General features: G+C 66.7%; 12 protein-coding genes, 3 rRNA genes and 1 pseudogene. 12 read left to right on the plus strand and 4 right to left on the minus strand.

Annotated features, from left to right (window positions below; all coding sequences use genetic code 11):
- The first annotated feature begins 85 nt into the window (after window positions 1–85).
- The 11 genes and pseudogenes from AAFF41_RS23585 to AAFF41_RS23635 all read left to right on the plus strand — a co-directional run bounded on the left by AAFF41_RS23585 (window position 86) and on the right by AAFF41_RS23635 (window position 13,164).
- Window positions 86–735 (plus strand): annotated as a pseudogene (locus AAFF41_RS23585) (helix-turn-helix domain-containing protein).
- An 86-nt stretch (window positions 736–821) separates the two neighbouring features.
- The gene (locus tag AAFF41_RS23590; RefSeq protein WP_343324601.1) at window positions 822–1,058 is read left to right on the plus strand and encodes a DUF397 domain-containing protein; all 237 of its coding nucleotides are present in this window, start codon (window positions 822–824) and stop codon (window positions 1,056–1,058) included.
- Entirely contained in the window at window positions 1,052–1,954 is a 903-nt protein-coding gene (gene bla / locus AAFF41_RS23595; RefSeq protein WP_425526250.1) for a class A beta-lactamase, read from the plus strand. Before AAFF41_RS23590 ends, bla begins: the two co-directional genes overlap by 7 nt.
- A 374-nt stretch (window positions 1,955–2,328) precedes the next feature.
- Window positions 2,329–3,705, plus strand: a complete 1,377-nt coding sequence (locus AAFF41_RS23600; protein WP_425526149.1) for a S53 family peptidase — start codon at window positions 2,329–2,331, stop codon at window positions 3,703–3,705.
- A 378-nt stretch (window positions 3,706–4,083) separates the two neighbouring features.
- A complete protein-coding gene (locus tag AAFF41_RS23605) occupies window positions 4,084–5,421 on the plus strand; it encodes a S53 family peptidase (protein WP_319753601.1) in 1,338 nt (445 codons plus the stop codon).
- Window positions 5,422–5,982: 561 nt separating this feature from the next.
- The gene (locus AAFF41_RS23610; RefSeq protein WP_054232206.1) at window positions 5,983–6,291 is read left to right on the plus strand and encodes a hypothetical protein; all 309 of its coding nucleotides are present in this window, start codon (window positions 5,983–5,985) and stop codon (window positions 6,289–6,291) included.
- Between the two features lie 186 nt (window positions 6,292–6,477).
- A complete protein-coding gene (locus tag AAFF41_RS23615) occupies window positions 6,478–7,338 on the plus strand; it encodes a DUF8175 domain-containg protein (protein ID WP_319753600.1) in 861 nt (286 codons plus the stop codon).
- Complete coding sequence (locus AAFF41_RS23620) at window positions 7,328–8,659, plus strand: hypothetical protein (RefSeq protein WP_319753599.1); 1,332 nt, start codon at window positions 7,328–7,330, stop codon at window positions 8,657–8,659. The genes AAFF41_RS23615 and AAFF41_RS23620 overlap by 11 nt, the downstream gene beginning before the upstream one ends.
- Window positions 8,656–10,215: an SCO6880 family protein gene (locus tag AAFF41_RS23625; protein WP_319753598.1), complete on the plus strand. Its 1,560-nt coding sequence runs from the start codon at window positions 8,656–8,658 to the stop codon at window positions 10,213–10,215. The genes AAFF41_RS23620 and AAFF41_RS23625 overlap by 4 nt, the downstream gene beginning before the upstream one ends.
- 14 nt (window positions 10,216–10,229) lie before the next feature.
- Window positions 10,230–11,654 carry an ATP-binding protein gene (locus AAFF41_RS23630; RefSeq protein ID WP_075026905.1) on the plus strand — a complete coding sequence of 475 codons (1,425 nt, stop codon included), beginning with the start codon at window positions 10,230–10,232 and terminating at the stop codon, window positions 11,652–11,654.
- Between the two features lies 1 nt (window position 11,655).
- Window positions 11,656–13,164 (plus strand): type IV secretory system conjugative DNA transfer family protein, encoded by a 1,509-nt coding sequence (locus tag AAFF41_RS23635; RefSeq protein WP_319753597.1) that lies wholly within the window; start codon window positions 11,656–11,658, stop codon window positions 13,162–13,164.
- 6 nt (window positions 13,165–13,170) lie between these two features.
- Here the strand turns inward: AAFF41_RS23635 and AAFF41_RS23640 are convergent, their stop codons facing one another.
- Window positions 13,171–13,713, minus strand: a complete 543-nt coding sequence (locus AAFF41_RS23640; RefSeq protein ID WP_319753596.1) for a GNAT family N-acetyltransferase — start codon at window positions 13,711–13,713, stop codon at window positions 13,171–13,173.
- 123 nt (window positions 13,714–13,836) lie between these two features.
- Here AAFF41_RS23640 and AAFF41_RS23645 point away from each other — a divergent pair, with 123 nt between their 5' ends.
- The gene (locus AAFF41_RS23645) at window positions 13,837–14,598 is read left to right on the plus strand and encodes a CDP-alcohol phosphatidyltransferase family protein (RefSeq protein ID WP_054232199.1); all 762 of its coding nucleotides are present in this window, start codon (window positions 13,837–13,839) and stop codon (window positions 14,596–14,598) included.
- Between the two features lie 153 nt (window positions 14,599–14,751).
- Here the strand turns inward: AAFF41_RS23645 and rrf are convergent.
- From rrf to AAFF41_RS23660, 3 genes are all read right to left on the minus strand, one after another.
- Window positions 14,752–14,868: ribosomal RNA gene (gene rrf, locus AAFF41_RS23650) — 5S ribosomal RNA — on the minus strand.
- Window positions 14,869–14,962: 94 nt separating this feature from the next.
- Window positions 14,963–18,086: ribosomal RNA gene (locus AAFF41_RS23655) — 23S ribosomal RNA — on the minus strand.
- A 318-nt stretch (window positions 18,087–18,404) separates the two neighbouring features.
- Window positions 18,405–19,930 (minus strand): 16S ribosomal RNA (locus tag AAFF41_RS23660).
- Together the 16S, 23S and 5S rRNA genes form the textbook arrangement of a ribosomal RNA operon.
- Between the last annotated feature and the right edge of the window lie 203 nt (window positions 19,931–20,133).

Genomic DNA, 20,133 nt, shown 5'->3' on the forward strand with positions numbered 1-20,133 from the left:
TTCGTGCGGGCGACCGGCGACAGCCAGCAGACGGAGGAGCCAGCCCGTGAGAAGCAACCCGACGGGTCGCCAACTCCGCTTCGGCGTGGAGCTGCGCAAACTCCGGGAGCGCGCGGGCCTGACCGCCACCGGGGCCGGTCGGCTCATGGGCATCAAGCAGACCCAGGTCAGCACCATGGAGGCCGGGCGCGTGGGCGTGAGCGCCGAACGGGTGCGCGCGCTCGCCCGCCACTACGGCTGCTCGGACCAGGCCCTCGTCGACGCGCTCAGCGCCATGACCACCGAGCGCTCGCGCGGCTGGTGGGAGGAGTACCGCGAGATCCTGCCCGCCGCCCTGCTGGACCTCGCCGAGGTGGAGCACCACGCCGGGCGGCTGCGTACCGCGGTCACCATGCACATCCCGGGCCTGCTCCAGACCACCGATCACGCCCGTGAGCTGTTGCGGCACGTCGTGCCGGAGCTCTCACACCGGAGATCGAGCACCGGGTGTCGTTCCGCGTCAAGCGCCAGACCGTCCTCGTCGCGGACGCCCCGACCGCTCTGGTGGCGGTCATCCACGAGGCGGCCCTGCGCATGCGGTTCGGCGGCCTCACCGTGGCCACGTCCCAGCTGCGGCACCTGCTGGACATGAGCGAGCGGGACCACATCACCCTCAGGGTGCTCCCGTTCCCCTCGACCGGATGGAATCGGTGTCCCTCGCCCCCGAGCCCTCGCGAGACTTCATCCACAAGCTGATCCACGACCTGTGAAACGTACCGGGATGCGCACCGCCACCCCCGCCGCCTTCCACGCCCACCTCCGCACCCCTAAGGAAGCCCTCCGTGGCTGACGTCCCTCCGGACCTCGACTGGGTCCGCGCCGCCCCGGACGACGCGACCGGACCCGGCCCCTGGATCGAACTCGCCTTCGGCGCCGACGACCTGGTCCACATCCGCGAAACCGGCGACCCCACCACCATCGTCACTACCACTCGGAAGAAGTGGGATGCCTTCGTCCTGTGCGTACAGGCGGGCGAGTTCGACCACTTCGTGGAAGGACTGGAGGACGAGAGATCTTAGGAACCACGACAACACGCCGCACTCTGCTCACCGCGGCCACCACGACCGCCGCCACCCTCGCGCTCGGCGCGGGACCGGCGTACGCGGAGGATCCCCGGCAGCGGGACACCCGCGCCGGACTGCGAGAGCTGGAGGCGCGACATGGGGCGAGGATCGGCGCGTTCGCGTACAACCTGAGGACGAAGGCCACCGTGCGCCACCGCGCGGCGGAACGCTTCCCCCTCTGCTCGGTGTTCAAGACGCTCGCGGCGGCGGCCGTGCTGCGGGACCTGGACCGGCACGGGGAGACACTCGCCCGGCGCATCCACTACACGGCGGCGGACCTGGCCGGGTACTCACCGAAGACGGGTGAGCCGGAGCACCTGGCGGGCGGCATGACCGTCGGAGAGCTGTGCGACGCCGCGATCCGCTACAGCGACAACACGGCGGCCAACCTGCTCCTCCGCGAGCTGGGCGGCCCCACGGCGATCACGCGTTTCTGTCGCTCGCTGGGGGACGCGAAGACCCGCCTGGACCGCTGGGAGCCGGAGCTGAACACGGCGGAGCCCTGGCGGGTGGAGGACACGACCACCCCGGGTGCCATCGCGGGCACCTACGCCCGGCTCGTCCTCGGCGACGCGCTCCCCTACCGCGACCGCGACCGCCTGACGACGTGGCTGCTCGGCAACACCACCAGCGGCGACCGTTTCCGCGCGGGCCTGCCCGAGGACTGGACGATCGCCGACAAGACCGGCACCGGCGACTACGGCACCAGCAACGACGTGGGCATCGCCTGGACCCCGGACGGTGCCCCCGTGGCCCTCGCCGTCCTCAGCACCAAACCCGCGCAGGACGCCGCCCCCGACAGCCCCCTCGTCGCCGCCGCGGCCTCGGTCCTGGCCGCGGCCGTGGGCTGACGCGAGCCTCCGAGACAGCCGGCGACCCCCGTCGTCTCTCGGCCGTCGCCGCCCCCGTGTACGCCGCGTTCGTGCGACCCGCGGCCCCCACGGGCGGCGGCGTCCGCCGTCGCCACTCGCGCCTGACCCGATGCACAGCCGGTCCGTGAGGCGAGTCAAGTCGACGTCAACTTCCAGCCATCGAGGGGCCATTGAGGGGTAACCCGATCACCCGGGTTCGGTAAGGCGGAAGTCAGAATTCCAGATCACTCTTGTTTGTCGCGTACTCAACAAGCAAGTGTCTACGCGGGTCACGCGGCCCGGCCGCCGGGGACACCGCACCGACGGCAACAGCACCCGCACCGCCCCTGTCACCCTCTCTCAGGAGCTGTACGTTGCGTACTACACCCCCCATACCCCCCACGTCCCCCACACCCGGCAACAGATCGGCCGCACGCAGCAACTGGCGCCGCCTGGGCTCCGCGGCCGCCGCCACCGCCGCCCTCCTGGTGGCCGGTTTCGGCACCGCCGTCGACGCGAGCGCGGCGGTCGGCACGACCGCGACGAAAACCGTCGTGAGCAAGAGCACCGCCGCCAAGGCCGGTTCCACCGAGGTCACCTGGACCCGTTCCTGCGCCGAGCCCAAGAAGAAGGGGGAGATGGCCTGCAACGCGCTGCGTGTGACCGGCGGCACGACCGCCTTCATGCGGGCCAACGCCCACGCGAACGCCGTCACCCCCAAGGCCGCCGCCGACTCCCCCACCGGCTACGGCCCCAGCGACCTCCAGGACGCCTACGGCCTGACCGACGCCGCCGCCTCCAACGGCTCGGGCGAGACCATCGCGATCGTCGACGCCTACGACGACCCGAACGCGGCCTCCGACCTCGCCGCGTACCGCTCGTACTACGGCCTGTCGGCCTGCACCACGGCCAACGGCTGCTTCAAGAAGGTCAGCCAGACCGGCTCGACCACCTCCCTGCCCTCCGCCGACAGCGGCTGGGCCGGTGAGATCTCGCTCGACCTCGACATGGCCAGCGCCGTCTGCCCCAACTGCACCATCACGCTGGTCGAGGCGAAGTCCTCCTCCATGGCCAACCTCGGCACCGCGGTGAACGAGGCGGTCAAGCTGGGCGCGAAGTACGTCTCCAACAGCTACGGCGGCTCGGAGTCCTCCTCCGACACCTCCTACGACAGCTCGTACTTCAACCACCCGGGCGTCGCCATCACGGTCAGCGCGGGTGACTCCGGCTACGGCGCCGAGTACCCGGCCGCCTCCAAGTACGTGACCTCCGTCGGCGGCACCGCCCTCTCCTCGAGCTCCAACAGCCGCGGCTGGACCGAGAAGGTGTGGAACACCAGCAGCACCGAGGGCACCGGCTCCGGCTGCTCCGCCTACGACGCGAAGCCGACCTGGCAGACCGACACCTCCTGCTCGAAGCGCATGATCGCGGACGTCTCGGCCGTCGCCGACCCGGCCACCGGCGTCTCGGTCTACGACACCTACGGCGACGGCACCGGCTGGGTCACCTACGGCGGCACCAGCGCCTCCTCGCCGATCATCGCGGCCGTGTACGCCCTGGCCGGCACCCCGTCCAGCGGCTCGTACCCGGCGCAGTTCCCGTACGGCTCGGCCGGCACGTCCGCGCTCAACGACGTGACGTCGGGCAGCAACGGCTCCTGCTCCACGAGCTACTTCTGCACCGCCAGGTCGGGCTACGACGGCCCGACCGGCTGGGGCACCCCGGAGGGAGTCTCGGCCTTCACCGGCTGATCGCATCACCCTCCGCACGGCACGGAGCCGCCGGGCGACGGACTGAGTGGGGATCCACCGGCGGCGCCCGAGACGGGCCGCGGCAGCCTGCCGCGGCCCGTTCGTCATCACGTCCACCCGGTCGGAAACTTTGGTAAATCCCTTGACCTGGCTGTGAGTTGAGTCAAGTGGCGCTCAGTCGCCGTCCATCGAGCGGCCATCGAGGAGTAACGCGGCGGCCTCGTTCGGTAATGCGGAAGTCAGGATTCCAGACGGCTCTTGTTGTCACGTACTCAACAAGAGGATGGTCATCGGCGGGCCGCTCGGCCCTCCGCCGGGGACACCGCACCGGCGGCGCACCCGCACTGCCCCTGTCAAACACTCTCAGGAGGCTGTCCGTTGCGTACCTCGAATCCCCAAGAGCCTGCCAGACCCGCCGAACGCGGCAGGTGGCGCCGTATCGGAGCGGCCGCCGTCGGCACCGCGGCTCTCGTCCTCGCCGGCTTCGGCGCCGCGGGCCCCGCGAGCGCCGCCCCGGCCGCCAAGGCCACCCCCGCGGCCACCTCCACCTCCTCCAAGGTGACGTGGAGCCCAGCCTGTTCCACCCCCGCGAAGGGCCAGATGGCCTGCAAGGCGCTGCGGGTCACCGGCGGCGCGACCGCCTTCCAGAAGGCCAACGCCCACGCGGACGCCGTCACTCCGAAGGCCGCCGACGCCGCCACCCCGTCCGGGTACGGGCCGAGCAACCTCCAGAGCGCCTACGGCCTGACCTCCGCCGCCGCCTCCAACGGCTCGGGCGAGACCATCGCGATCGTCGACGCGTACAACGACCCGAACGCCGAGGCGGACCTCGCCAAGTACCGCTCGTACTACGGCCTGTCGGCCTGCACCACGGCCAACGGCTGCTTCAAGAAGGTCAGCCAGACCGGCTCGACCACCTCCCTGCCCTCCAGTGACGCCGGCTGGTCCGAGGAGATCTCCCTCGACGTCGACATGGCCAGCGCCATCTGCCCGAACTGCAACATCCTGCTCGTCGAGGCCACCTCCGCCACCATGGCCAACCTCGGCAAGGCGGTGAACGAGGCCGTCACCCTGGGCGCGAAGTACGTCTCCAACAGCTACGGCGGCTCGGAGTCCTCCTCCGACACCTCCTACGACACCTCGTACTTCAACCACCCCGGCGTCGCCATCACCGTCTCCGCGGGTGACTCCGGCTACGGCGCCGAGTACCCGGCCGCCTCCAAGTACGTGACCTCCGTCGGCGGCACCGCCCTGTCCACCAGTTCCAACAGCCGCGGCTGGACCGAGAGCGTCTGGGAGACCAGCAGCACCGAGGGCACCGGCTCCGGCTGCTCCGCCTACGACGCGAAGCCGACCTGGCAGACGGACACGGGCTGCTCGAAGCGGACCATCGCCGATGTCTCGGCCGTCGCCGACCCGGCCACCGGCGTCTCGGTGTACGACTCCTACGGGGTCACGGCCGGCTGGTACACCTTCGGTGGCACGAGCGCGTCCTCGCCGATCATCGCCGGTGTGTACGCCCTCGGCGGCACCCCCTCCAGCAGCTCCTACCCGGCGTCCTTCCCCTACGCGTCGGCCGGCACCTCGGCCCTCAACGACGTCACTTCCGGCAGCAACGGCAGCTGCGGCTCCAGCTATCTGTGCACCGCGAAGTCCGGCTACGACGGCCCGACCGGCTGGGGCACCCCGGAGGGAGTCGCGGCCTTCACCGGCTGACCGCCGGAGACACGAAAAACCTCCGAAAGCACGGGAAAGCGGGGGGAACTGCCGGGGAGGACGTGGGGATCCTCCGGCAGTGCGGGGAACGGGCCGCGGCAACCAGCCGCGGCCCGTTTCCGTGCGCCACGGCGACGGGGATAGCCTTCGGGGCAGCGGCCGTGCGTCCACATCGGGCGGACGCACGACCCGGAGAACATCGGCTCGACGACCCGTCAGAAACACGACGGGCACGCAGGGATGCTGCGAGGAGCGGTGGGGTGACCGCCCCGCACTCGTCGTAGAAGGGGTTAACGACGGAACCACACCACAGGTTCCGGTTCGACTTCATTGCCCGGCGTGACCAGCCGTGATACACAGAGTGACCATACGACTCTTTGCATACCGTCGCACGCCTCCCGAAAGGGGCCCGCGTACGCCGGTGACAAGGGATTCGTACGAAAACCGCCAATCAATGACGCCAAGTCGACATACGACAGCGGCATTGTCGGCGAGAATGGGCCCGACCTCTGCGCACAGTGGCAGGGGGTGCAGAACTACCCACTAGGGGCGGTGACTTACATGCTTTTCGCAGCCGACAAGGGCGACATCACCACAATCATCGGCGGAATCGCCCCGGACTGGGGTCCCTTCGGCAGCCTGGGCAACGAGGCCAAGACGATGATCCAGGTCGTGATGGCCGTCGCCATCCTGCTCTGCCTCGGGATCGCGATCTGGGGAGCGGCGAAGCAACGCATCGGAGCCACGGCGCTCCGCGACACGTTCAGCGCCGAACAGGGCAAGGGTCTGATCATCGCGGGCCTCACCGGGGTCTTCATCATCGGCTCCCTCGGCACGCTCTTCACCATCGTGTACGGCATGGCCGTCTAGCTTCGGCCGGGCACCCGGCTCCTCACTTCGTCTCCTCCTTCCCTGTCCGACCCACCCGTCCGTCGTGCCCACCGGCTGAGGTTGCGTTTCCCTGATGTCGAGTCACCACACCGCGTCCGCGCGGGAACCAGCACGGCTACCGTCGTACTACGCGGTTCAGGAAGAGGTTGAGGGGGCGTACGCGACATGAGTCTCGGTGACGAACCCGGATACGGGGACGGCTCCCGCGGCGACGACGGGGGATACGGAGGCACGGGCCAGACCCGGACCCGCCTGCCCGACCGCCCCGGAGACGTCTACGGCGGCGCCCGCCGCGGCCGCTCCTCCTCGCGGAGCCTGGTGACGGTGGTCGGCGTCGTCGTCCTCCTCATCGCGGCCATCGCCTTCGCGAACCGTGGAGGAGACGATTCCTCTTCCTCCTCCGGAAGCGGCAACGGAGACGGCAACGCCGGCAAGACCTCCCCCACGGCCCCCTCGGGCCAACGCCCGGTGGACACGAACACCGGGGGCATCCCCACGGGGTTCACGCACAGCGAGCAGGGCGCGCAGAGCGCGGCGGCGAACTACGCGGTGGCGCTGGGGTCGACGACCATGTTCCAGAAGGCCGGTCGGCACAACCTGGTCGACACCCTCTACACCTCCGCCGCGGCCGGCCGACTCCAGGGCCCGCTGGACGACGCCTACTCGACGGGCTTCCTCAACAAACTGGGACTCGACACGGCCGGCAACGCGCCCCAGGGCAGCACCTTCGTCTCCCGCACGATCCCCGTCGGCAGCAAGGTCGAGCGGTACAGCGCCACCGACGCCAAGGTGTCGGTCTGGTACCTGGGCCTCATCGGAATGTCCGCGCAGAACTCGACCGACCCCGTCACCTCGACCTGGAAGACGTGGACCTTCGAGCTCCAGTGGTCCGGCGGGGACTGGAAGATCGTCACCGACTCGCAGAAGGACGGCCCCGCCCCGGTCCCCGGCGACGACAAGGCCGCCACCTCCGACGAGATCAGCAAGGTCATCGAGGAGTACGGAGGGTTCACTTATGCCCGGTAGCCCGCGCCGTGTACTCAAGCTCACCGGCGCCGTCGCGGCCGTACAGACCGCGGTCGTTCTGCTGGCATCCCACGCCTACGCGGCTCCACCGAGCCCGAGCCCGAGCCCCAGTCCCAGTGCGAGCGCGAGCGCCTCGGCCGACTCGTGCAGGCTCATCTCCGGCGAGGCCAAGAAGTACTGCGAAAAGGGCAGCACCAGTGGTGTCACCACCGACCCCGGCACCACCTCCACGCTCGACCCCCTCTCCTCGCTGGCCAAGGGCTGCGCCGAAGCCGCGTCCTGGACCATCGACAAGCTCTCCGCGGCGGTCAAGGACACGGCGAACGTCGACTTCACGAACCAGAAGTTCCTCCAGCAGTACGCCGTGGTCTTCGCCGCGTCCACCATCCTCACCCTCCTCCTGTGGCTGCTGGCCGTGGCGAAGCGGGCGGTGCGAGGCGTTCCCCTCGGCACCGCGATCTCCGAGGCGATCGGCTTCCTCTGGCTCACGGTGCTGGCGTCGGCGTTCACCCCGCTGATCCTCTACACCGTCGTCTCGGCGAGCGACGGCGTCACCGACGTCCTCGCCAAGACCACCGGCAACCAGACGGACACCTTCTTCGGCACCTTCTCCGGTGCCCTCGCCAAGGGCCAGAACATCGGCGGCGGCCCGATCATGCTGATCGTCGTCTCCCTGGTGTCGATCCTGGCCGCGGGCGTGCTGTGGCTGGAGCTCGTCATCCGCGCCGCCCTGTTGTACGTCGGCGCCCTGCTCGGCACCGTCGTCTACGCCGGGCTCGTCGACAAGAACCTGTGGGGCCACGTCCGCCGCTGGGCCGGCATCATGATCGCCGTCATCCTGGTGAAACCGGTCATCGTGATCGTCCTGGGCCTCGCCGGCGCGCTGTCGACCAACGGCGGCCCGGACTCCTTCTCCGCCGTCGTCTCCGGCCTCGCGATCATCCTGCTCGCCATCTTCGCCAGCGCGATGATCTACCGCTTCGTGCCCGGCTTCGGCGACGAGATCGCCAACGGCCGCAACAACCGCATCATGCAGGGCGCCGAAGGCAAGGCCGCGGCCGTGATCAGCTCCCCCGCCACCCTGGTCGCCCAGGGCATCAAGACCCACAGCACCCGCGCCGACAACAACGGCGGAGGCGGCGCAGGCGGCGGCAACAGCCAGCCGCGCCCCGCGAACCCCGTCTCCGGAGGCGTGTCCGCCCACAGCACCCGTACGCCGAACGGAGGCGGCGGGTCTGTCCCCTCCGCCGCACCCCCACCACGTACCGGCAACACCCGCAACAGCAGCAGTACCAACCGCACGGGAGGTGAAGGGCGTTGACGACCGATTCCCACGTGTCCCATCCGGTCACGCCCCGCCGTACATATCTGATCGGCCGCGCCCGGCCGAACGCGATCGTCGGCCGGAACCGCGAGTCCGGCGAGATCGCGCTCATCATCGCGGGCGCGTTCCTCGGCATGATGTGCGGCTTGCTCGTCCCCGTCCTGTCCCTGCGGATCGTGCTGCTGATGGGCTTCCCGCTGGTGGCCATCGCCGCGGTGTACGTCCCCTACAAGCGCCGCACGTTCTACAAGTGGTTCGAGATCAACCGCAGTTACAAGCGCAACCTGCGCAGCGGCACGGCGTACCGCAGCAGCGTCCAGGAGGCCGGTACGCGTCTGGACGGCAAGGAGGTCGAGGTCGGGCCGCCGCCCGGCATCGGCCGGATCTCCTGGCTCGCGGCCCCCTTCGGCCCCGACGAGATCGCCGTACTCCTGCACGCCGACCGCCGCACCGTCACCGCCGCGATCGAGATCGAGGGCCCGGGCGTCGGCCTGCGCGACAGCGAGGACCAGGAGGCCCTCGTCGACCGCTTCGGCACGCTGCTCAAGCACGTGGCGAACGGCGACGGCTTCGTCACCCGCCTCCAGATGCTCGCCCGCACGCTCCCCGCCGACCCGGACGCCCACGCCAAGGACGTCTCCCAGCGCGGGGACGAGAAGGCACCGGCCTGGCTCCAGCAGTCCTACGACCAGCTCCAGTCCATGGTGTCCACCAGCAGCGAGCAGCACCGCGCCTACCTCGTCGCGTGCATGCACTACAACCGTGAACTCGCCGCCGAGGCCCAGGCCATGGCGCGCGCCGCCCGTCCCCAGGGCGGCAAGAAGCTGGACCGCGACGCCGGGCTCGCCGTCGTCATGGCACGCGAGCTGACCGACATCTGCTCCCGCCTCCAGGAAGCCGACATCCGCGTACGCCAGCCGCTCGGTCAGGGGCGACTGGCCTCCCTCGTGCACTCCATGTACGACCCCGACCACCCGATCGACCACATCCAGGCGATGACGAAACGCAATGCCTGGCCGGCCGAGCTCGACGCCATGGAGCCCACCTACCTCCAGGCGAAGACCCGCGAGTCCTCCACCCGCGCCCCCTGGTGCCACGCCACGGCCTGGGTGAAGGAATGGCCGATGACCCCGGTCGGCGTGAACTTCCTCGCCCCGCTCCTGGTCCACACCCCGGACGTCATCCGCACCGTCGCCGTCACGATGGACCTCGAACCGACCGAGGTCGCCATCGAGCGCATGCTGACGGAGAAGACGAACGACGACGCCGAGGCCAGCCGCCAGCTGAAGATGAACCGCACGGTCGACCCCCGCGACATCGCCTCCCACAACCGCCTGGACCAGCGCGGCGAGGACCTCGCGAGCGGCGCCGCCGGCGTCAACCTCGTCGGCTACATCACGGTCAGCTCCCGCTCCCCGGAGGCCCTCGCCCGCGACAAGCGCACCATCCGCGCCTCCGCCGGAAAGTCGTATCTGAAGCTGGAGTGGTGCGACCGCGAGCACCACCGGGCCTTCGTCAACACACTGCCGTTCGCCACCGGAATCCGCAGGTAGGAGCTGATGTTCTGATGCGGGATCCGCTGTCCGCCGCGACGGACGCCTTCACGGGCTTCCTCTTCGGCAAGGTCGAGACGACCCGCCTGCCCGTGCGCACCTCCACGGGCCAGGCCCAGGCGGTCTACCTGCCGACCGCCGCACCCGGCCTCGGCGACTCGGGCGTCATCATCGGACGCGAGGTGTACTCCGGGAAGGGCTACATCTACGACCCCTTCCAGCTGTACGGCCAGCAGCTCCCCGCGCCCCACTGGCTGGTGCTCGGCGAGTCCGGCAACGGCAAGTCGGCGCTCGAGAAGACCTACGTCCTGCGCCAACTGCGCTTCCGCGACCGCCAGGTCGTCGTGCTCGACGCACAGGGCGAGGACGGCGTCGGCGAGTGGAACCTCATCGCGGAAGAGCTGGGAATAACTCCCATCCGCCTGGACCCGACAGCGGCCCTGGACATGGGCATCCGCCTCAACCCGCTCGACCCGGCGATCACGACGACGGGCCAGCTGGCCCTGCTGCGCACGATCATCGAGGTCGCGATGGGCCACGGCCTCGACGAGCGCTCCGGCTTCGCCCTCAAGGTCGCACACGCCTATGTCAACGAGACGATCCTCGAGCGCCAGCCCGTCCTGATGGACATCGTCGAACAGCTACGGCACCCCGAGCCGGAGTCGGCCGAGGCGATGAACGTCGCCATAGACGACGTACGGGCGTGGGGCCTGGACGTGGCCCTGGTCCTCGACCGCCTGGTCGACGGTGACCTCAGGGGCATGTTCGACGGCCCCACGACGGTGGGCATCGACCTCGACGCCCCGCTCATCGTCTTCGACCTGTCCCACATCGACCGCAACTCCATCGCCATGCCGATCCTGATGGCGATCGTCGGCGTGTGGCTCGAACACACCTGGATCCGCCCCGACCGCAAGAAGCGCATCTTCCTGGTGGAGGAGGCGTGGCACATCATCAACAGCCCCTTCGTGGCCCAGCTCTTCCAGCGCCTGCTGAAGTTCGGCCGACGCCTGGGTCTGTCCTTCGTGGCGGTCGTCCACCACCTGTCCGACGTGGTGGACGGCGCGGCGGCCAAGGAGGCGGCCGCGATCCTGAAGATGGCGTCCACCCGGACGATCTACGCCCAGAAGGCGGACGAGGCACGGGCGACGGGCCGGGTGATCGGCCTGCCCCGGTGGGCCGTCGAGATCATCCCGACCCTGACGCCCGGTATCGCCGTCTGGGACGTCAACGGCAACGTCCAGGTGGTCAAACATCTCATCACCGAGACCGAACGCCCCCTCGTCTTCACCGACCGCGCCATGACCGAGTCCTCCGCCGACCACCTCGCCGACGACGCGCTGCGCGCCGCCGAACTCGAGGCCGAGGAGCGTGCCGCGGCCTTCGTGGAGCAGCACCTCGCCGATCTCGACGGCTCGTCCGAGTCCACGGTGGCGTGAGATGAGCCGGGACGGGCGGGACCGCCGCAAGGCGGAGAGCGAGGGCGGCATCCCGGACGGCCTGCTGGTCGGGGTGCTCGCCTTCCTTCTCGGCATGACCTTCCTGATCTGGTCGGCCACCGGGCTCGCCGGCTGGTTCACCCACGGCGCCTGGCCGAACGCGGTCACCTTCGCCCGTACGCCGCTGGCTCTGCGGCACCTCATCGGGCACCCGCACGACGTGACGGGCGCCTGGCCGGACACCCCCGCGGACCAGCTCTCGGGGTACGGGCTCTTCTGGGGCCTGTTCATCGGCCAGCTGATGGTGCTGGTCGTGATGGCCATCTTCGTGATGGGGACGTGGGCACGGTGGCGTGCGGTCCGAGCGAGACGCAGGGCGGGGGCTTACGCGAGACCGGTACCGGCGCCGGTACCGACCCCGGCTCCGGTACCCGAACCGCCCCCGGCGCAGCTTGAGGTTCCGGTGCAGCGCCCAGCGCCGGAACCGACGGAGCCGCTACCCGCAGAGGCGGAACCACAGCAGCCCGCGTCGGCCGCCTTGGCAGCGGACAGTAGACGGGTGGCTGGGTGGGAAAGAGATCGCACCACCGCCGCACTCGTCCTCGCCCCACCGGAAAGCCGCCACACCACCGCGACCCAAGCCGTACGAGACGCGGACGGCCCCGCCCTGGTGGTCACCTCCAACCCCGCCATCTGGTCGGAAACCAAGGACGCCAGAGCCAAACTCGGCCCCGTCCTCCTCTACGACCCCTCCCACCTCTGCGACACCCCGGCCCGCCTCCACTGGTCCCCCTCCACCGGCTGCGAGGACAAGGCGACGGCCGCGTCGAGAGCCATCGCCCTCCTCGGCCCCGTACGCCCCACCGCCAAGGTCGACCAGGCCATGGCAGACGTCGCCGAAACGCTCCTGCGCAGCTATCTGCACGCCGCCGCGGTGGAGGGCAAGGCCTTCCGCCACGTCCACCGCTGGGCCCAGGGCACCCAGGTACAGGACGCCGTACGAGCCCTCCGCACGAACCCCAAGGCCGCCTCCGGCGCGGCGGGCGAACTCGAGGCCGCCCTCACCTCACACCCGGAACGCCGCGACATAGCGCAGGAGTTGACGGCCCGCGCCCTGTCCGCCCTCTTCACGGTCAACGTCCGCGAATCCTGCACCCCGAACCGAAGTGACGCCCTCGTGCTGGATTCCTTCGTCAACGAAGGGGGCACGCTCTATGTGGTCGGTGAACCCATCGAGGACCCCAAGGCGAACCCCGGCGCGATGCCGCTCCTGACGGCCCTCGCCTCAAGCGTGGTCGAGCGCGGCCGGCGCATGGCCGAACGGTCATCCTCCGGTCGCCTCGACCCACCACTTGCCCTCGTCCTGGACGACGTCGCCGCGGTGGCCCCGCTCCCCCAGCTCCCGGAGCTGCTCGCCACCGGAGCCGACCAGGGCCTGCCCACCCTGGCCCTCCTCCGCTCCCAGGAGCAGGCCAGGGCCCGCTGGCCCCAGCACGAACTCCCGGTCTGACGACACCTACGGCCTGGCGATCACAAACTCCAGATCCCGGGTCCCCTCGTTCCCCTGGGATGCCACGGATCCCCCGGTCGGCACGAACCCCGTCCTGCGGTAGAAGGCCTCGGCGCGTCCGTTCTTCTCGTGCACGAACAGCCGTACACGTTCAAGCCCGCCCTCCCAGGCCCAAGCCAGAGCGCCGTCGACGAGCGCGTCCGTCACACCGCTCCCCCGGTGTTCGGCCCGCACGAAGACACCGACCAGATGCCCCTGGTCCTGGTCGATCACGGCATCGAAGAAGTCCCGCTGCCCGGCCTTCTCGACCAGCATGACCACGGTACCCGCCCACCCCCCGTCCGGCCCGACCGCGACGAACTGCCGCGCCCCGTCCCCCTCGGCGGCACCCGCCGCCCGCTCCTGCCAGAACGAGTCGGGCCGGGCCGCCGACTGCTCGTAGGTCTCCAGGAACGCGAGATGCGCCACCGGGTCCCGCAGCGCAGTAAGCCTCAATTCCTTGACCGCGGGCCACTCGTCGGCCCTTATGGAACGAATCACATGGTTCATGGAACCCACCGTAGTCTTCGCGTCCGACCTCGCTCACCTGAATTCCACCCTGCCGATCCCCGCCGTCCGGTACCCCGTCATGCTCTTCCCTGTACTCACATTGATCCCAGGGGAGAAAGCCGCATGACCAAGGTCCAACTAGAGGAACTCCGCGAGGTCATCCACCCCGCGGGCAAGCTGGAGAGCAGGGCGGAACACTGGGCCGGCCGCCTTTACATGCGATCGCTCTCCCTGCGGGTGACCCGGCTGATGCTGGGCACCCGCGTCTCGCCGAACCAGATCACGACGGTCATGGTCTTCGCGGGCGTACTCTCCGGTGTCGCCCTGGTCGTCCCCGGCCTGGGCGGGGCCGTACTGTCCGTCCTCTTCATGCAGTTGTATCTGCTCCTGGACTGCGTGGACGGCGAAGTGGCCCGCTGGCGACGCCAGTTCAGCCCGCTCGGCGTCTACCTGGACCGCCTCGGCGCCTACCTCGCCGACGCCGCGGTCATGGTCGGCATGGGCATCCGCGCCGCCGAACTCGGCCTGAACCTCTACCTGGTGGCCGGCCTGGCGGCCGCGATCGGCGTGCTGCTCCTGAAGTCGTCCTCGGATCTCGTCCACGTGGCCCGCTCCGACAGCGGCATGCAGAAGGCCACCGACCAGTCCGTCGTCCCGCGCTCCAGCGGCCTCGCCCGAGTCCGCCGCCTCACCTCGGCCGTCGGCCTCCACCGCCTGGTCAACGGCATCGAGTGCACCATCCTGCTGCTCGTGACGGCGATCGTCGACCTGGCGCTCGGCGACCTGACGGCGACGAAGATCGCGACCGTGGCCGTGACGGCGATCGTCTGGCTGCTGGTCCCCGCGCACATCGTCTCGATCGTCGCGTCGTCCCGCCTGAAGTAACCGGGTCGCCTGCAAGGAACCGAGTGCGTGCATGCGGGGGCTGGTGTCCGGCCCCCGCATGCACCCGCCGCCTCCGCAGCCGGACACCGGAGTGAACGCAAAAAAGCCCCAACTTCGGGTACCTACCCGAAGTTGGGGCTCTTCTCAAAATTTGTTCGGCGGCGTCCTACTCTCCCACAGGGTCCCCCCTGCAGTACCATCGGCGCTGTGAGGCTTAGCTTCCGGGTTCGGAATGTAACCGGGCGTTTCCCTCACGCTATGACCACCGAAACACTATGAAACTGTGAATACCGCACCACACCCAGTGGCCCTGGGAATGGGGTTGTTCGTGGTTTCAGAACCAACACAGTGGACGCGAGCAACTGAGGACAAGCCCTCGGCCTATTAGTACCGGTCACCTCCAGCGGTTACCCGCCTTCCAGATCCGGCCTATCAACCCAGTCGTCTACTGGGAGCCTTAACCCCTCAAAGGGGGTGGGAATACTCATCTCGAAGCAGGCTTCCCGCTTAGATGCTTTCAGCGGTTATCCCTCCCGAACGTAGCCAACCAGCCATGCCCTTGGCAGGACAACTGGCACACCAGAGGTTCGTCCGTCCCGGTCCTCTCGTACTAGGGACAGCCCTTCTCAATATTCCTACGCGCGCAGCGGATAGGGACCGAACTGTCTCACGACGTTCTAAACCCAGCTCGCGTACCGCTTTAATGGGCGAACAGCCCAACCCTTGGGACCGACTCCAGCCCCAGGATGCGACGAGCCGACATCGAGGTGCCAAACCATCCCGTCGATATGGACTCTTGGGGAAGATCAGCCTGTTATCCCCGGGGTACCTTTTATCCGTTGAGCGACGGCGCTTCCACAAGCCACCGCCGGATCACTAGTCCCGACTTTCGTCCCTGCTCGACCCGTCGGTCTCACAGTCAAGCTCCCTTGTGCACTTACACTCAACACCTGATTACCAACCAGGCTGAGGGAACCTTTGGGCGCCTCCGTTACTCTTTAGGAGGCAACCGCCCCAGTTAAACTACCCATCAGACACTGTCCCTGATCCGGATCACGGACCCAGGTTAGACATCCAGCACGACCAGAGTGGTATTTCAACGACGACTCCACAACAGCTGGCGCTGCCGCTTCAAAGTCTCCCACCTATCCTACACAAGCCGAACCGAACACCAATATCAAACTGTAGTAAAGGTCCCGGGGTCTTTCCGTCCTGCTGCGCGAAACGAGCATCTTTACTCGTAGTGCAATTTCACCGGGCCTATGGTTGAGACAGTCGAGAAGTCGTTACGCCATTCGTGCAGGTCGGAACTTACCCGACAAGGAATTTCGCTACCTTAGGATGGTTATAGTTACCACCGCCGTTTACTGGCGCTTAAGTTCTCAGCTTCGCCACCCCGAAGAGTGACTAACCGGTCCCCTTAACGTTCCAGCACCGGGCAGGCGTCAGTCCGTATACATCGCCTTACGGCTTCGCACGGACCTGTGTTTTTAGTAAACAGTCGCTTCTCGCTGGTCTCTGCGGCCACCCCCAGCTCAGAGTGCAAGACTCATCACCGGTGATGGCCCCCCTTCTCCCGAAGTTACGGGGGCATTTTGCCGAGTTCCTTAACCATAGTTCACCCGAACGCCTCGGTATTCTCTACCTGACCACCTGAGTCGGTTTAGGGTACGGGCCGCCATGAAACTCGCTAGAGGCTTTTCTCGACAGCATAGGATCATCCACTTCACCACAATCGGCTCGGCATCAGGTCTCAGCCTTGATGTGCGACGGATTTACCTATCGCACGGCCTACACCCTTACCCCGGGACAACCACCGCCCGGGATGGACTACCTTCCTGCGTCACCCCATCACTCACCTACTGCAGGTCTGGTCCGTCGGCTCCACCACTCCCCTTTGCCCGAAGGCTCCGGGGCGGCTTCACGGACTTAGCATCGCCTGGTTCAATGTTTGACGCTTCACAGCGGGTACCGGAATATCAACCGGTTATCCATCGACTACGCCTGTCGGCCTCGCCTTAGGTCCCGACTTACCCTGGGCAGATCAGCTTGACCCAGGAACCCTTAGTCAATCGGCGCACACGTTTCTCACGTGTGTATCGCTACTCATGCCTGCATTCTCACTCGTGAACCGTCCACCACTGCCTTCCGGCGCGGCTTCACCCGGCACACGACGCTCCCCTACCCATCACAGCCGCCGTTGGGCGTATTGCTGCAATGACACGACTTCGGCGGTACGCTTGAGCCCCGCTACATTGTCGGCGCGGAATCACTAGACCAGTGAGCTATTACGCACTCTTTCAAGGGTGGCTGCTTCTAAGCCAACCTCCTGGTTGTCTGTGCGACTCCACATCCTTTCCCACTTAGCGTACGCTTAGGGGCCTTAGTCGATGCTCTGGGCTGTTTCCCTCTCGACCATGGAGCTTATCCCCCACAGTCTCACTGCCGCGCTCTCACTTACCGGCATTCGGAGTTTGGCTAAGGTCAGTAACCCGGTAGGGCCCATCGCCTATCCAGTGCTCTACCTCCGGCAAGAAACACACGACGCTGCACCTAAATGCATTTCGGGGAGAACCAGCTATCACGGAGTTTGATTGGCCTTTCACCCCTAACCACAGGTCATCCCCCAGGTTTTCAACCCTGGTGGGTTCGGTCCTCCACGACCTCTTACAGCCGCTTCAACCTGCCCATGGCTAGATCACTCCGCTTCGGGTCTTGAGCGCGCTACTAAATCGCCCTATTCGGACTCGCTTTCGCTACGGCTTCCCCACACGGGTTAACCTCGCAACACACCGCAAACTCGCAGGCTCATTCTTCAAAAGGCACGCAGTCACGACGCACTGAGTAAACTCAATGCGCGACGCTCCCACGGCTTGTAGGCACACGGTTTCAGGTACTATTTCACTCCGCTCCCGCGGTACTTTTCACCATTCCCTCACGGTACTATCCGCTATCGGTCACCAGGGAATATTTAGGCTTAGCGGGTGGTCCCGCCAGATTCACACGGGATTTCTCGGGCCCCGTGCTACTTGGGTGTTTCTCAAACGAGCCGTTGACGTTTCGACTACGGGGGTCTTACCCTCTACGCCGGACCTTTCGCATGTCCTTCGCCTACATCAACGGTTTCTGACTCGTCTCACGGCCGGCAGACCGTGAAAGAGAAATCCCACAACCCCACATACGCAACCCCTGCCGGGTCTCACACGCATATGGTTTGGCCTCATCCAGTTTCGCTCGCCACTACTCCCGGAATCACGGTTGTTTTCTCTTCCTGCGGGTACTGAGATGTTTCACTTCCCCGCGTTCCCTCCACATACCCTATGTGTTCAGGTATGGGTGACAGCCCATGACGACTGCCGGGTTTCCCCATTCGGAAACCCCCGGATCAAAGCCTGGTTGACGACTCCCCGGGGACTATCGTGGCCTCCCACGTCCTTCATCGGTTCCTGGTGCCAAGGCATCCACCGTGCGCCCTTAAAAACTTGGCCACAGATGCTCGCGTCCACTGTGCAGTTCTCAAACAACGACCAACCACCCATCACCCCGAACCTTCCGGATCGAGTGCACTGGGGCCGGCACTGAAGGCAGCCAACAATCGGCCGTACCCTCAGACACCCAACAGCGTGCCCGGCAACCCCCGCCACTCATGATCAGCTTTCCACGCCCCGAAGAGCAGTACTCACAGCCTGAGATGACTGAAGATGCCGAATAATCAACGTTCCACCCATGAGCAACCACCGTCGAACGTGTGCCGACGTAATGGCCCTGGACCACCGGGCAAGCCCGGCAGCCTAGATGCTCCTTAGAAAGGAGGTGATCCAGCCGCACCTTCCGGTACGGCTACCTTGTTACGACTTCGTCCCAATCGCCAGTCCCACCTTCGACAGCTCCCTCCCACAAGGGGTTGGGCCACCGGCTTCGGGTGTTACCGACTTTCGTGACGTGACGGGCGGTGTGTACAAGGCCCGGGAACGTATTCACCGCAGCAATGCTGATCTGCGATTACTAGCAACTCCGACTTCATGGGGTCGAGTTGCAGACCCCAATCCGAACTGAGACAGGCTTTTTGAGATTCGCTCCGCCTCACGGCTTCGCAGCTCATTGTACCTGCCATTGTAGCACGTGTGCAGCCCAAGACATAAGGGGCATGATGACTTGACGTCGTCCCCACCTTCCTCCGAGTTGACCCCGGCAGTCTCCTGTGAGTCCCCATCACCCCGAAGGGCATGCTGGCAACACAGAACAAGGGTTGCGCTCGTTGCGGGACTTAACCCAACATCTCACGACACGAGCTGACGACAGCCATGCACCACCTGTACACCGACCACAAGGGGGGCACTATCTCTAATGCTTTCCGGTGTATGTCAAGCCTTGGTAAGGTTCTTCGCGTTGCGTCGAATTAAGCCACATGCTCCGCTGCTTGTGCGGGCCCCCGTCAATTCCTTTGAGTTTTAGCCTTGCGGCCGTACTCCCCAGGCGGGGAACTTAATGCGTTAGCTGCGGCACCGACGACGTGGAATGTCGCCAACACCTAGTTCCCACCGTTTACGGCGTGGACTACCAGGGTATCTAATCCTGTTCGCTCCCCACGCTTTCGCTCCTCAGCGTCAGTAATGGCCCAGAGATCCGCCTTCGCCACCGGTGTTCCTCCTGATATCTGCGCATTTCACCGCTACACCAGGAATTCCGATCTCCCCTACCACACTCTAGCTAGCCCGTATCGAATGCAGACCCGGGGTTAAGCCCCGGGCTTTCACACCCGACGTGACAAGCCGCCTACGAGCTCTTTACGCCCAATAATTCCGGACAACGCTTGCGCCCTACGTATTACCGCGGCTGCTGGCACGTAGTTAGCCGGCGCTTCTTCTGCAGGTACCGTCACTTTCGCTTCTTCCCTGCTGAAAGAGGTTTACAACCCGAAGGCCGTCATCCCTCACGCGGCGTCGCTGCATCAGGCTTTCGCCCATTGTGCAATATTCCCCACTGCTGCCTCCCGTAGGAGTCTGGGCCGTGTCTCAGTCCCAGTGTGGCCGGTCGCCCTCTCAGGCCGGCTACCCGTCGTCGCCTTGGTAAGCCACTACCTCACCAACAAGCTGATAGGCCGCGGGCTCATCCTTCACCGCCGGAGCTTTTAACCCACCCAGATGCCCGGGCAGGTGTTATCCGGTATTAGACCCCGTTTCCAGGGCTTGTCCCAGAGTGAAGGGCAGATTGCCCACGTGTTACTCACCCGTTCGCCACTAATCCACCCCGAAGGGCTTCATCGTTCGACTTGCATGTGTTAAGCACGCCGCCAGCGTTCGTCCTGAGCCAGGATCAAACTCTCCGTGAATGTTTTCCCGTAATCGGGACGACACCACGAGAGCGGAACCGAAGGGAGGAATAATCCCCACGGTTCACAGCGTCCTCGCTGTGCGCCCACCGAGACCATGCCCGGCAGGACTTTTTCAAAGGAACCTCGCCCCAGCCGATCGGCCGGAGACGGGGTATCAACATATCTGGCGTTGATTTTTGGCACGCTGTTGAGTTCTCAAG

The organism is Streptomyces mirabilis, assembly GCF_039503195.1.
Taxonomy (GTDB): domain Bacteria; phylum Actinomycetota; class Actinomycetes; order Streptomycetales; family Streptomycetaceae; genus Streptomyces; species Streptomyces mirabilis_D.